The organism is Burkholderia sp. AU18528 (assembly GCF_002223215.2).
Lineage (GTDB): Bacteria > Pseudomonadota > Gammaproteobacteria > Burkholderiales > Burkholderiaceae > Burkholderia > Burkholderia semiarida.
In genome coordinates, this window is sequence record NZ_NKFC02000007.1 from 152,848 (window position 1) to 166,365 (window position 13,518).

The 13,518-nt window shown below is 67.8% G+C and carries 14 protein-coding genes; 10 read left to right on the forward strand and 4 right to left on the reverse strand.

Going from position 1 to position 13,518, the window contains the following annotated elements:
• Positions 1 to 121 precede the first annotated feature (121 nt).
• The 4 genes from dkgB (at position 122) to CFB52_RS27420 (ending at position 3,753) form a co-directional block, all read left to right on the forward strand.
• Positions 122 to 928, forward strand: a complete 807-nt coding sequence (dkgB, locus tag CFB52_RS27405; RefSeq protein ID WP_059581975.1) for a 2,5-didehydrogluconate reductase DkgB — start codon at positions 122 to 124, stop codon at positions 926 to 928.
• A 69-nt stretch (positions 929 to 997) separates the two neighbouring features.
• Positions 998 to 2,113, forward strand: a complete 1,116-nt coding sequence (locus CFB52_RS27410) for an alkene reductase (protein ID WP_099318018.1) — start codon at positions 998 to 1,000, stop codon at positions 2,111 to 2,113.
• 19 nt (positions 2,114 to 2,132) lie between these two features.
• Entirely contained in the window at positions 2,133 to 3,095 is a 963-nt protein-coding gene (locus tag CFB52_RS27415; RefSeq protein WP_099318019.1) for a cyclase family protein, read from the forward strand.
• A gap of 139 nt (positions 3,096 to 3,234) precedes the next feature.
• Positions 3,235 to 3,753 carry a DUF3455 domain-containing protein gene (locus CFB52_RS27420; protein ID WP_099318020.1) on the forward strand — a complete coding sequence of 173 codons (519 nt, stop codon included), beginning with the start codon at positions 3,235 to 3,237 and terminating at the stop codon, positions 3,751 to 3,753.
• A gap of 121 nt (positions 3,754 to 3,874) precedes the next feature.
• On the opposite strand, the gene CFB52_RS27425 is transcribed toward CFB52_RS27420, so the two are convergent.
• Positions 3,875 to 4,540, reverse strand: a complete 666-nt coding sequence (locus CFB52_RS27425) for an O-methyltransferase (RefSeq protein ID WP_099318021.1) — start codon at positions 4,538 to 4,540, stop codon at positions 3,875 to 3,877.
• Positions 4,541 to 4,588: 48 nt separating this feature from the next.
• On the opposite strand from CFB52_RS27425, the gene CFB52_RS27430 reads away from it, so the two are divergent.
• Entirely contained in the window at positions 4,589 to 5,266 is a 678-nt protein-coding gene (locus CFB52_RS27430) for a TetR family transcriptional regulator (RefSeq protein ID WP_099318022.1), read from the forward strand.
• Positions 5,267 to 5,716: 450 nt separating this feature from the next.
• Positions 5,717 to 7,105 carry an NCS2 family permease gene (locus tag CFB52_RS27435; protein WP_059641498.1) on the forward strand — a complete coding sequence of 463 codons (1,389 nt, stop codon included), beginning with the start codon at positions 5,717 to 5,719 and terminating at the stop codon, positions 7,103 to 7,105.
• Between the two features lie 174 nt (positions 7,106 to 7,279).
• On the opposite strand, the gene CFB52_RS27440 is transcribed toward CFB52_RS27435, so the two are convergent.
• Both CFB52_RS27440 and CFB52_RS27445 read right to left on the reverse strand, forming a co-directional pair.
• Positions 7,280 to 7,681 carry a CopD family protein gene (locus CFB52_RS27440; RefSeq protein ID WP_059581958.1) on the reverse strand — a complete coding sequence of 134 codons (402 nt, stop codon included), beginning with the start codon at positions 7,679 to 7,681 and terminating at the stop codon, positions 7,280 to 7,282.
• Positions 7,678 to 7,986, reverse strand: coding sequence for a DUF3817 domain-containing protein (locus tag CFB52_RS27445; RefSeq protein ID WP_060011258.1), 309 nt, complete (start codon positions 7,984 to 7,986; stop codon positions 7,678 to 7,680). Before CFB52_RS27445 ends, CFB52_RS27440 begins: the two co-directional genes overlap by 4 nt.
• A 106-nt stretch (positions 7,987 to 8,092) precedes the next feature.
• Here CFB52_RS27445 and CFB52_RS27450 point away from each other — a divergent pair, with 106 nt between their 5' ends.
• From CFB52_RS27450 to CFB52_RS27465, 4 genes are all read left to right on the forward strand, one after another.
• Positions 8,093 to 9,040: a GlxA family transcriptional regulator gene (locus tag CFB52_RS27450; RefSeq protein WP_059641494.1), complete on the forward strand. Its 948-nt coding sequence runs from the start codon at positions 8,093 to 8,095 to the stop codon at positions 9,038 to 9,040.
• A 66-nt stretch (positions 9,041 to 9,106) separates the two neighbouring features.
• Positions 9,107 to 10,027: a LysR family transcriptional regulator gene (locus CFB52_RS27455; RefSeq protein ID WP_099318023.1), complete on the forward strand. Its 921-nt coding sequence runs from the start codon at positions 9,107 to 9,109 to the stop codon at positions 10,025 to 10,027.
• A gap of 226 nt (positions 10,028 to 10,253) precedes the next feature.
• Positions 10,254 to 11,036: an ABC transporter substrate-binding protein gene (locus tag CFB52_RS27460; RefSeq protein WP_059581949.1), complete on the forward strand. Its 783-nt coding sequence runs from the start codon at positions 10,254 to 10,256 to the stop codon at positions 11,034 to 11,036.
• Between the two features lie 223 nt (positions 11,037 to 11,259).
• Positions 11,260 to 12,375: a succinylglutamate desuccinylase/aspartoacylase family protein gene (locus tag CFB52_RS27465; RefSeq protein WP_099318024.1), complete on the forward strand. Its 1,116-nt coding sequence runs from the start codon at positions 11,260 to 11,262 to the stop codon at positions 12,373 to 12,375.
• 152 nt (positions 12,376 to 12,527) lie between these two features.
• Here the strand turns inward: CFB52_RS27465 and CFB52_RS27470 are convergent, their stop codons facing one another.
• Complete coding sequence (locus tag CFB52_RS27470) at positions 12,528 to 13,334, reverse strand: MetQ/NlpA family ABC transporter substrate-binding protein (RefSeq protein WP_059581944.1); 807 nt, start codon at positions 13,332 to 13,334, stop codon at positions 12,528 to 12,530.
• Between the last annotated feature and the right edge of the window lie 184 nt (positions 13,335 to 13,518).

Sequence of the window (13,518 nt, forward strand, 5' to 3'; positions counted from 1 at the left end):
ACACGCCCGATATTTGATTTGAAGTCAAATATTTTTGACCTCTAAAGGCGTTTATTTCATCAGTCTCAAGCGCCAGAATGATTCGCATACCGCAACCGTTCCCCTCTTCCAGGAGCACACGATGAGCAAGATTCCGGCCTTCGGCCTCGGTACGTTCCGCCTGCAAGGCCAGGTCGTCGTCGACTCGGTCCGCAACGGCCTCGAAGTCGGCTACCGCGCGATCGACACCGCGCAGATCTACGGCAACGAAGCCGAAGTCGGCGAAGCGATCGCCGCGTCGGGCGTGCGCCGTGACGACCTGTTCCTCACGACGAAGATCTGGGTCGACAACTACGCGCCGGACAAGCTGGCGGCCAGCCTCGAGGAAAGCCTGCGCAAGCTGCGCACCGACTATGTCGACCTGACGCTGATCCACTGGCCGGCCCCCGGCAACGGCGTGTCGATCGACGCGTTCATGACCGCGCTGGCGGACGCGAAGGCGAAGGGCCTCACGCGCCAGATCGGCATCTCGAACTTCAACATCGCGCTGACGAAGGAAGCGATCGCGGCCGTCGGCAAGGACGCGATCGCGACGAACCAGATCGAACTGAGCCCGTACCTGCAGAACCGCAAGCTGGTCGAGTTCCTGAACGCCGAAGGCATTCACGTGACGTCGTACATGACGCTCGCGTACGGCAAGGTGCTCGGCGATCCGGTGATCGGCGCGATCGCGCAGCGTCACGACGCGACGCCGGCGCAAGTCGCGCTCGCATGGGCGCTGCAGCTCGGCTACTCGGTGATTCCGTCGTCCACCAAGCGCGAGAACCTCGCGAGCAACCTGCTCGCGCAGACGCTGCGCCTGACCGACGAAGACATGGCGCAGATCGCCGCGCTCGAGCGCAACGGCCGCGAAGTCGACCCGGCCGGCCTCGCGCCGCAGTGGGACTGAGCGCGCCGCACCTTCATCCGACATGACCCGTCCGCAGCCCGCCGGCCGCGGCACCGACAGGAATTCACCATGACCCAGGACCCGCTTTTCCAACCGCTGCGACTCGGCGCGCTGACGCTGCCGAACCGCATCGTGATGCCGCCGATGACGCGTTCGCGCGCGAGCCAGCCCGGCGACGAAGCCAACGAACTGATGGCCGCGTACTACGCGCAGCGCGCGAGTGCGGGCCTGATCGTCAGCGAAGGCACCTATATCGCGCCGCTCGGCAAGGGCTACGCGTGGACGCCCGGCATTCACACGCCGTCGCAGGTCGCCGGCTGGCGCAAGGTGACGGACGCCGTCCATGCCGCGCACGGCCGCATCTTCGCGCAGCTGTGGCACGTCGGCCGGCTGAGCCACACGAGCCTGCTCGGCGGCGCGCAACCCGTGTCGTCGTCCCCGCTCCAGGCGAAGGGCGTAAACGTGTTCATCGCCGGCGAGGACGGCAGCACGCCCGGCTTCGTGCAGGCCTCCGAGCCGCGCGCGCTGTCGGTCGACGAGATCCGCGAGATCGTCGGTCAATATCGGACCGCCGCCCGCCACGCGCTCGAGGCCGGCTTCGACGGCGTCGAGCTGCATGGCGCGAACGGCTACCTCGTGAACCAGTTCATCGACTCGAACGCGAACACGCGCACCGACCAGTACGGCGGCTCGCTCGAGAACCGGCTGCGCTTCCTGCGCGAAGTCACGCAGGCGCTGATCGAAGGGACCGGCGACGCGTCGCGCGTCGGCATCCGCCTCGCGCCGCTGACCACGCTGAACGGCTGCGTCGACGACGACCCGGAAACGACCTACCTCGCCGCCGCGAAGCTGCTCGGCGAACTCGGCGTCGGCTACCTGCACATCGCGGAAGCCGACTGGGACGACGCGCCGCTGATGCCGGTCGCCTTCAAGCAGCAATTGCGCGCCGCGTTCCCGGGCGTGCTGATCTATGCCGGCGCGTACACCGCCGAGCGCGCACGCGAAGCGATCGCCGCCGGCTGGGCCGACCTCGTCGCATTCGGCCGCCCGTTCGTCGCGAACCCCGACCTGCCCGAGCGGCTGCGCACCGGCGCCGCGCTCGCGCCGCACGATCGCAACACGCTGTTCGGCGGCGGCGCCCACGGCCTGACCGACTACCCGACGCTCGCGCAAGCCGCGGCGTAACGCGCGACAGGAGCCCCGAATGAAAGCAACGCTCGCCCGGCTCGTACTCGCCGCGATCCTGCCGTTCGCGGCCGCGCAAGCTGCCCACGCCGCCGCGTCGGCCGCGGCGGCCGACTGGTATCCGTCCGTCTATGGCGCCGATGACGAAATCGGCGCGGCCAACCTGCTGACGCCCGACGTCGTCAAGCAGGCGGTCGGCCTCGTGAAGGCCGGCAAGACCTATCCGCTGGCCGTGCCGGTGGACAAGCACCTGCCGGCGTTCCGCCATCGCAGCTTCCGGCTGTACAACGTGCAGGTCGGCCAGCAGGCCGGCAAGAGCCTCGGCCCGAACAAGTTCACGTTCAACGACGAACTCGTCAACGCGTGGACCGGCGTCGGCACGCAGCTCAACGGCATCGGCCACATCGGCATCGACAACGTGTACTACAACGGCAACCGGGCGGCCGATTTCGTGACCGTCGACGGCGTGAAGAAGCTCGGCGTCGAGAAGGTGCCGCCGATCGTCACGCGCGGCATCGTGCTCGACATGACCGCCCGCTACGGCAAGCCGATCGTGCCGGGCGGCACCGAATTCACGGTCGCCGACATCCAGGCCGTGCTGAAGCAGCAGGGGCTGACGCTGCGCAAGGGCGACGTCGTGCTGTTCAACACCGGCTGGCTCGAGCTGATCGGCAAGGACGACAAGCAGTTCCTCGACGTCGAGCCCGGCATCGGCATGGAAGCGGCGAAGTGGCTGGCCGATCAGGGAATCGTCGCGTTCGGCGGCGACACGTGGGCGTCGGAGGTCTATCCGAATCCGCACACGCGGGACGAATTCCCGGTCAACCAGTACATGCTCGCGAAGCGCGGCATCTACAACCTGGAGTTGATCGACAGCCGCGCGCTGGTGCGCGACAAGGCATGGGAATTCCTGTTCGTGCTCGGCCAGCCGTTGTACGTCGGCTCCACGCAGGTCAACATCAACCCGGTCGCGATCCGCTGATCGCGGGTCCGCTCCTTCGGCAATCGTGGCGACTATCGCCGCGATTGTCATTTCCGCATTGCAGCCTGTGCGATCGGCGTCTAACGTTGACGGGATCGACGTCGTACGACCGTCACCCGACCTGAAAGGACGCCCCGTCATGCCAAGCCGATCCCCGACACGCGACATGCTGCTGGCCCTTGCGGCCGGTCTTTCCCTGGCGGCTTTTACCGCGCCCGCACACGCCGACGAGGCTGCCGGCCTCGCGCCGCCGGCGCCGGCCACGCCGGTGCTGGCGACCACCGCGACCGGCGTGCAGATCTATTCGTGCGAATACGATGCCGACCACCGGCTCGCGTGGGCCTTCAAGCGCCCGGAGGCGACGTTGTTCGATGAAAGCGGCACGCTCGTCGTGCGGCACGGCGCGGGGCCGTCGTGGGAAGCGCTCGACGGCAGCCGCATTACCGGCAAGAAGCTCGCGGAAATGCCGAGCGCAAGCGCGGCCAGCGTTCCGCAACTGCTGCTCGCGGCGACGCCGGCCGCAACCGGCACGCTCGCCGGCGTGCGCTTCGTGCAGCGGCTCGACACGGCGGGCGGCACGCCGCCGGCCGCGACGTGCACGACCGAGCATGCGGTCGGCCGCTTCCCGTACTTCGCGCGCTACGTGTTCCTGAAGTGACGCACACGGCGGCGCAAGCGACGGGCATCATCCCGTCGCCTTTCGCCGCGCCTCCATTAATCAGGCATCCTATATTTGATACGGGGAAGCGTGAAATCGTCGACACCCTCGTTCCGCCCGGTCAGCGTGTCCGCATCGACAATTCGACGTCGCCGCCGAACGGCACCGACAGATAGCCGTTTTCCGGCGCGCGCACGTAGGCAAGATAGTCGGGGCTGTATTCCGCGTTGTCGGCCACGACGAATGCCCCCGCCCTGAGCCGCGGCTCGACCCGCGCGAGAATCTCCGGATACAGCGCCTTCGCCCCGTCGAGCAACAACAGGTCGACCGAATCCGGCAGACCGGCGGCCAGCGTGTGAAGCGCATCGCCTTCGCGAATCTCCACGAGATCGGCCAGTCCGGCTGCCGCCAGGTTGGCCTGCGCGCGTACGACCTTCGTCGGCTCGAATTCGCTCGTGATCAGCCGCCCGCCGCCGTTGTCGCGCAGCGCGGCCGCCAGATGCAGCGTCGAAATGCCGAACGACGTGCCGAATTCGACGATCGCCTTGGCATTGCCGCTGCGCGCGAGCATGTACAGCAGCGTGCCCGTCTCGCGCGACACGGGAAGCGGGTAATCCTTCAGGCGCGCATACAGATCGGCGTAATCCGTCTTGCTGCGCATCAGCCGCGCTTGCTCGTCGCGCGACACGTCGGCAAACGCCGGGCTCGTCGCGGGCGACGACGCGTCGGCTTCGTCGAACAGGCGCGCCAGCAACGAAGCCAGCGGGTCGAGCATCAGGGTGGTCATGCGAATCTCCGGTATCGGGTTGAGTGCGTCGTTGCACCCGACTAGAATATGACGAACCATTCAGGTTTTACTATTCGCATTGGCAAACCGCTCATGACCGACCGCCGAAACGCCCCGATCGCCACGCGCAAGCTGCCTCGGCAGGCGCGCTCGACCCGTCTCGTCGAGGACGTCCTGCAGGCGGCTATTCAGGTTTTGGCGAGCGAGGGCGCGCAGCGCTTCACGATGGCGCGCGTCGCGGAGCGGGCCGGCGTGAGCGTCGGCTCGCTGTACCAGTACTTCCCGAACAAGGCGTCCGTGCTGTTCCGGCTCCAGCACGACGAGTGGCGGCAAACGCACGACATGCTGTGCGGGATCCTGCAGGACACTCGGAAGACGCCGCCCGAGCGCGTGCGCGCCGCCGTCCACGCGTTCATCCGTTCGGAATGCGACGAGGCGCCGATGCGGATCGCTCTCGACGACGCCGCCCCGCTCTATCGCGACGCCCCCGAGGCGCGGGCAGTGAAGGCCGAGGGCAACCGGGTGTTCACCGCGTTCATGCGCGAAGCGCTGCCCGACGTGCCCGACGCCACGCATGCGCTCGCGTGCGAACTGATCCTGACGACGCTCACGACGGGCGGCAAGGCGTTCTCCGAAACCGCGCGCACCTCGGCGGAAATCGACGCGTACTCGGACGCGATGGCCGACATGTTCTGCGCGTATCTCGCCCATCTCGCGCGCAGCTGAGGCCCGCTTCGGTACGGAAGCAGCGCATGCGCGCTGGCCTTCCGGGCCGCCCTGAAAGTCATTCGTAATACCCAACGCCCCGCCCGCCGCCCCCGCATTCAAATAGTCGCCTTAACGGATTCGAACTAGGCGTATACACGCGTGTCGGCGCGGCGGAGCCCCGTCGCACGCCGATATAAGCGCTGCGACATGCGCTGCATGCTCGTCCCCCGATGGGACGTGATGGGCGGCTCGCCTAACCTTCGCTACGGCAAGGCACACGCGACGGGGTCGACCACGGCACGCGTCGTCCGACGCGACACCCTCGCGATCGTTTCGATTCGAGCGTAACGACACGCATCGCGCGTCGTTCGTCCCCACGACGTTGCCGAACAATCCCAACCAGATACGAGACACCCTGACGACGGTTCGCAACGGGCCGTTTCAGCATGCTGATAAAGGAGCAAGCTCATGAGTGATACCCCGGTGCAGCCGACGGTCGGCGTCGGCGCGGAAGAAACTGACTTCGGCGCCCAGGGAGTCATCGACCGCTATTTCGGCATTTCGTCGCGCGGCAGCACGCAGCGCCGCGAGATCATTGCCGGCGTGACCACGTTCCTCGCGATGGTCTATTCCGTGTTCGTCGTGCCCGGCATGTTCGGCAAGGCCGGTTTCGACACGAGCGCCGTGTTCGTCGCGGTGTGCGTCACCACCGCGTTCGGCTCGCTGCTGATGGGCCTGTGGGCGAAGCTGCCGATCGCGATCGGCTGCGCGATCTCGCTGACCGCGTTCACCGCGTTCGGCCTCGTGCTCGGCAAGGGGCTGCCTCCGACGGTCGCGCTCGGCGCCGTGTTTCTGATGGGCCTCGTGTTCACCGGCATCTCGATCACCGGCGTGCGTTCGTGGATCCTGCGCAACCTGCCCGCGGGCGTCGCGCACGGCACGGGCATCGGCATCGGCCTGTTCCTGCTGCTGATCGCGTCGAACGACGTCGGCCTCGTGATCAAGAACCCGGGCGCCGGCCTGCCGGTCTCGCTCGGCCAGATCACCGCGTTCCCGGTCATCATGTCGGTCATCGGGCTCGCCGCGATCTTCGGCCTCGAAAAGCGCCGCGTGCCGGGCGGCATCCTGCTCGTCGTGATCGCGATCTCGGTGTTCGGCCTGATCTTCGATCCGGGCGTGAAGTACCGCGGCATCTTCGCGCTGCCGTCGCTGAGCGCGCCGGGCCACGCATCGCTGATCGGCGCGATGGACATCAAGGGCGCGCTGTCGATGGCCGTGCTGCCGAGCGTGCTCGCGCTGGTGATGACCGCCGTGTTCGACGCGACCGGCACGATCCGCGCGGTCGCGGGCCAGGCCGGCCAGCTCGACGAGAACGGCCGCATCATCAACGGCGGCCGTGCGCTGACCGCCGATTCGGTCAGCTCGATCTTCTCCGGCTTCCTCGGCGGCGCGCCGGCGGCCGCCTACATCGAGTCGAGCGTCGGCGTGGCCGCCGGCGCGAAGACGGGGCTCGCGGCCGCCGTGGTCGGCCTGCTGTTCCTCGTCGTGATGTTCTTCTCGCCGCTCGCGGGCCTCGTGCCGTCGTATGCGACGGCGCCCGCGCTGATGTACGTCGGCCTGCTGATGCTCGGCAGCGTGAGCAAGCTGCACATGGACGACATGGTCGACGCGATGTCGGGCCTCGTGTGCGCGGTGTTCATCGTGCTGACCGCGAACATCGTGACGGGCATCATGCTCGGCTTCTCGACGCTCGTGATCGGCCGCCTCGCCAGCGGCGAATTCCGCAAGCTCAACGTCGGCACCGTGCTGATCGCGGCCGTGCTCGTCACGTTCTATCTTGGCGGCTGGGCCATCTGAGCGCACGCCATGCACGACGTCGCCGGCACGAAGGCGGCGCGCATCGGGACGAGATCGTCTCCTCCACCATCGTCGTCGATGGTCTGCCGGCCTGGGAACGCGAGTTTCCAGGCCTTTTTTGCCGGTGCGGCGCGGCATGACGCGCTTCCCGAAAACGGCGCGACACCCGCCCCGTCAGAACGGCTTGAGCACGGCCAGCCCGACGACGAGCGCCATCGCGACGATCACCGCGCCCGCCGTCCGCCCGAGCCACGGCGCCGGCACGGCGACGAGATCGTCGCGCTCCATGCGCCGCAGCGTGCCGGCCAGGATTCCGTGCAGCACCGACAGCGCGACGACGAGCGCGAGCTTCGCCGACAGCCACGCGGCGCCGAACCAGTGACCGCTCAACGCGAGCGCGATGCCGGCGATCCAGACGATCGCGAGCGCGGGCGCCGTCACCGTGCGATCCCAGCGCCGCACCGCGCGATGCACGGCGAGGTTCGCGATACGGACCGCGACCGACGACAGCAGCAGCCCGCCGACGAACGTGACGACGGCGACCAGATGCACGGCCTTCAGCACCAGGTAAATCATCGCGCGTGCCGCCTGCGCGCGATCCAGCCGGCGCTCGCCAGCCCCGCGAACGGCACCACGGCCGACAACACGAGCCGCGCGACCTCGCCCTTGCTCCACAACCCGCTCGACGCGGTGCCGACCACCGCCCACACGTACATCGCGAACGCGATGCCGTGAACCGGGCCCATGATCGATACCGCGACCGGATACCCGGCCAGGTGCTTGAGCGGCACGGCCACGCACACCAGCACGACGAGCGTGGCCGCTTCCAGCAGCGACAGGTATTGCAGGTTCCGCAACGCGTTGCGATCGTCTTGTTTCATCGGCAGGCCTCCAGGTGGTCCGCCGCGATTGTCGCGTGTGGTGCCGGGTCGAGCCATTGGCTAGAATGACATCTTTCAACGGATTCTGGCCACGGCCGCGAACGCCATGCATACGGTCGCCGTTCTTGCCTTGCCCGATGTCGTCCCGTTCGATCTCGGCGTCGCCTGCGACACGTTCGCGCGCGTGCGGGCGCCGAACGTCGCGCAGGCGTACCGTGTACGCGTATGCAGCGAGCAGCCGCGCGTCGGCGGCGACCTGTTCGAGCTGCGCCCGCCGTTTCGCCTCGATGCGCTGGCCGACGCCGACACGATCATGGTCCCCGGCACGTCGGTGCCGCTCGCGCCCACGTCGCGCCGCGTGCTCGATGCGCTGCGCGCGGCGGCCGCGCGCGGGCGCCGGATCGCGTCGATCTGCAGCGGCGCGTTCGTGCTCGCGGAGGCCGGGCTGCTCGACGGCCTGCGCGCGACGACGCACTGGCTCGCGGCCGCCGAACTCGCGCGCCGCTACCCGAACGTCGACGTCGATGCGAACGTGCTGTTCGTCGACAACGGCCGGATCCTGACCTCGGCCGGCGCGGCGGCCGGTCTCGATCTGTGCCTGCACATGATCCAGGCCGACTATGGCGCGGCCGTCGCCGTCGACGCGGCCCGCAGCGCGGTGGCGCCGCGCGTGCGCGAAGGCGGGCAGGCGCAGTTCATCGCGCCCGAATGGCCGGCCGGCGGCGACGGGCTGCACGACCTGATGGACTGGCTGCACGCGAACCTGCGCCAGCCGCTGACGCTCGACGCGATCGCGCGCAAGGCGTCGACCAGCGTGCGCACGCTGACGCGGCGCTTCCAGGAGCAGACGGGCACGTCGCCCGGGCAATGGCTGCAGACCGCGCGCGTCAGGCATGCGCAGCAGTTGCTGGAGGTGACCGAACTGTCGATCGAACATGTGGCGACGGAAGCCGGGTTCGGTTCGGTCACCGCGTTTCGCGAGCGCTTCTCACGTATCGTCGGCACGTCGCCGCAGCGCTATCGGCAGGCGTTCCGCGCACGCGCCGACGCGTGACGTGCATCCGGATCGCCGCCCGAATCCGAACCCGCCGCCCCCTTTTGCGCCAACCGGACCCGACCGATGACCCGCATCCGCAATCCCTTGAACATCGCGCAGCTCCAGGCGTTCGTCTCCGCCGCGCACCTGAAGAGCCTGCGCGCCGCCGCGCGCGAGCTCGGCGTCACGCAGCCGGCGATCACGCACACGATCCGCGAGCTCGAAACGGCGCTCAACGCGGAATTGCTCGCGCGCAGCGTGCGCGGCGTCGAGCTGACCGCGTGCGGCGAGGCGCTGCTGCCGCGCGCCGAGCAGTTGCTCGGCGACGTCCGCCGCACGGTCGAGGCCGTCGAGCAGGTAAAAGGCGAGATGTCGGGCCGCGTCGCGGTCGGCACGATGCCGTCGATCGCGCTGACGGCGTTGCCGCACGCGGTGACGGCGTTCCGCGAGTCGATGCCGAACGTCAGCCTGCATCTGGAGGAAGTGACGGTGCCCGATGCGCTCGCGCAGTTGCGCAACGGCACGCTCGACATCGCTGCAATGCACCATGTGCCCGCGCTCGACCGCGATTTCACGCAATTGCCGCTGCTGTCGACCGAATTCACGATCGTGATGCGCGACGGCCACCCGCTCGCGCAGGCGCGCCGGTTAGAGGAATTGCTCGACGCGGAGTGGATCGTCACCGTCGGCGCCGAGCAGTTCCTGCACAGCGTGATGGTCGGGATGTTCGAGGCGCACGGGCTGCCGCTGCCGAAACGGCTGTTGCGCTCGCCGATGTCGTTCGCGGTGACGCTCGGGCTCGTCGCGCGCTCGGACGTGATCGGCTGCTTCACGCGCCCGCTCGCCGCGATGGTCGCGCCGCTCGGCATCCGCACGGCCGAACTCGACGAAAGCATGCCGCGCTTCGACCTGTCGATCATCGCGCGGCGCGACCTGCTGCCCACGCCCGCCGTGTCGCACTTCGTCACGTGCCTGCAGCGCGCGGTCAACGAAACGCTCGGCTGAATCGTTCCTGTGTGTGAAACGGCGGTGCGTCCGACGCGCCGCCGCCGGGCCCGGTATCGGGGCTTGTCCTAGGCGCCCCGCCGGTATTTTGTCTTGATAATCTTGCGCACGTCGCGCGCCCCCATCGGGCGGGCGAAACGGACTGTCCGACGCGAAGCCGCGGCGGGCCGAAGGCTTACGGCGCGGCACAACCGCGCACCCATCGAACAAAACGAGGAGTCACCGAGTGAAAAAGATTCTTGCGGCTGTGACCGTGGCCCTGCTCGCCGTATCGGCCGGCAGTGCATACGCGAAGGACTGGTCGACCGTGCGGTTCGGCGTCGACGCAAGCTACCCGCCTTTCGAATCGAAAGGCGCCGACGGCAAGGTGGTCGGCTTCGACGTGGATCTCGGCAACGAGATCTGCCGCCGCATCAACGCGAAGTGCGTGTGGATCGAGAACGACTTCGACGGGATGATCCCGGCGCTGAAGGCCCGCAAGTTCGACGGCGTGCTGTCGTCGATGTCGATGACGCCGGCGCGCGCCGAACAGATCGCGTTCTCGTCGAAGCTGTTCAACACGCCGACGCGCCTCGTCACGAAGAAGGGCGCGAACCTGCAGCCGACGGCCGAATCGCTGAAGGGCAAGTCGGTCGGCGTCGAGCAGGGCACGATCCAGGAAACCTATGCGAAGACGTACTGGGCGTCGAAGGGCGTGAACGTCGTGCCTTACCAGAACCAGGACCAGGTCTACGCCGACCTGATCTCCGGCCGTCTGGACGGCGCGCTGCAGGACGCGGTGCAAGCCGAGATCGGCTTCCTGAAGACGCCGCGCGGCGCGAACTTCGACTTCGCCGGCAAGGATCTCGACGATCCGAAGACGCTCGGCAACGGCGCCGGCATTGGCCTGCGCAAGGAAGACACCGACCTGAAGGCGAAGATCGACGGCGCGATCGCCGGCATGCGCAAGGACGGCACGTACGACAAGATCGCGAAGAAGTACTTCGATTTCGACGTCTACGGCAAGTAATCCGGCCGACCGACGCGCGATTCGGCGCGACACCGACGGGCTCCGCGAGGAGCCCGTTTTTTTGCGCGCGGCGCGGACGACGTTATTTTTTCCGCGCCAACCCGATGATTCTCAACGGGAAACCGGATGTTCCGGCGCCGGTTTGGTGGGGGCGAGGAAGGCAACGTACAATCGATCTTCCACGCACACGGATCATTCGCGGCTGCGCCGCACTCCCCTCATCATGCAAACGCAGACCCATCCGCTGATTTCCCCCGCCGTCGGCACCGAACGCCAGATCACCAGCTTCCACTACGGCCCGCGCGGCGGCAAGAAGGTCTACATCCAGTCGTCGCTGCACGCGGACGAGTTGCCCGGCATGCTGGTCGCCACGCTGCTGCGCCGCAAGATCGCCGCGCTCGAGACGGCCGGCAAGCTGCGCGGCGAAATCGTCATCGTGCCCGTGCCCAATCCGATCGGCCTGTCGCAACACGTGTTCGGCGATCACCTCGGCCGCTTCGAGCTCGGCTCGATGCAGAACTTCAACCGCAATTTCTACGATCTCGCGGCGCTCGTGCTGCCGCGCGTGGAAGACCGCCTCACGAACGACGCGCAGCGCAATCTCGCCGTCGTGCGCACCGCGATGCGCGAAGCGCTCGACGAGCAGAAGCCGCGCACCGAACTCGACTCGCAGCGCCTCGCGCTGCAGAAGCTGTCGTTCGACGCCGATATCGTGCTCGACCTGCACTGCGACAGCGATGCGGTGATGCACCTCTACACGAATCCCGATCTCTGGCCGGACGTCGAGCCGCTGGCGCGCTATCTCGATGCCAAGGCGTCGCTGCTCGCGCTGAATTCGGTCGGCAACCCGTTCGACGAAATCCACAGCTTCTGCTGGTCGGATCTGCGCAACCGCTTCGGCGACCGCTTCCCGATCCCGAACGGCGCGATTTCCGTCACCGTGGAACTGCGCAGCGAACGCGACGTGTCCTACGAGTTCGCCGAAAAGGATGCCCAGGCGATCGTCGAATACCTGACCGAGCGCGGCGTCGTCGAAGGCACGCCGGCACCGCTGCCGCCGCTCGCGCATCCGGCCACGCCGCTCGCGGGCACCGATCCGCTCGTCGCGCCCGTGTCGGGCGTGATCGTGTTCCGTACGCCGGTCGGCGCGATGATCGAGGCAGGGCAAGCCGTGGCCGACATCGTCGATCCGCTGACCGATCGCGTCGTCACGCTGAAGAGCAGCGTGTCGGGCGTGCTGTACGCGCGCCAGGTCGTGCGCTTCGCGACGGCCGGCATGGAAGTCGCGCGCATCGCCGGCGCGACCGCGATCCGCACCGGCTCGCTGCTGTCGGCCTGAGCCCGAGTGTCCGGCCCGCGCGCCGGGCCGGGCAGGGCCGCGGCGCGCATGCGCACCATCCGCATCCACCAATGAAATCGCCCGCTTGCGCGGGCGATTGGCTTTCCGGAGCGCGCGTCGGCGGCCGATACCGCGCCGCCGGCCGAGGCCGCTCAGAACGCCGGCACGATCGCGCCGCCGAACTTCTGGTCGATGAACTTGCGCACGTCGTTCGATTCATAGGCCGCGACGAGCTTCTTCACCCACGGCTTGTCCTTGTCCTGCGCGCGCACCGCGATCAGGTTCGCGTACGGCCCGCGCAGATCCTCGATCGCGATCGCGTCCTTCACCGGCGTGAGCCCCGCCTTCACCGCGTAGTCGGTGTTGATCGACGCGGCGTCGAGATCGGGCAGCGCGCGCGGCAGTTGCGCGGCGTCGAGTTCGACGATCCTGATCTTCTTCGGATTCTCGGCGACGTCGAGCGGCGTCGCGTTCACGCCGTTCGTGCCGGCGCCGGCCTTCAGCTTGATCACGCCGTACTTCTGCAACAGCAACAGCGCGCGGTTGCCGTTCGACGGATCGTTCTGGATTCCGACCTTCGCGCCGACCGGCAGATCCTTCAGCGACTTGAGCTTCTTCGAATAGAAGCCCATCGGCGCGGTGTAGGTCAGCCCGACGTTGACGATCTTGTAGCCGCGCTGCTTGATCTGGCTGTCGAGGAACGGCTGGTGCTGGAAGCCGTTCGCATCGAGATCGCCGGCATCGAGCGCCGCGTTCGGCTGCACGTAGTCGTTGAATTCGATCACCTTGATCGCAAGGCCTTCGCGCGCGGCGACCTTCGTCACCTCGGTCCAGATTTGCGCGTCGGGGCCGCTCATCGTGCCGATCTTCAGCGTTTGCGGGTCGGCGTGCGCGCCGGGGGCGGCGAATGCCAGCGCGGCGGCGAGTGCGCCGAGGCCGGTCAGGATCGAACGTCGCATGGGTGTCCTCTTTGTCCCGTGTCGTGTGTTGGAGGACGGATCGTGGCACGGGGCGCGAACGCCGCAAACCAAGCTTATTTCATGTGCATATTCCTGATCGGGATCGAATCTCAGCCGAAATCGGTATAACCCTCGCCAGGCAACCCGGGCAGAATTCCGTGTCGCATCGGCACCACACATTCGT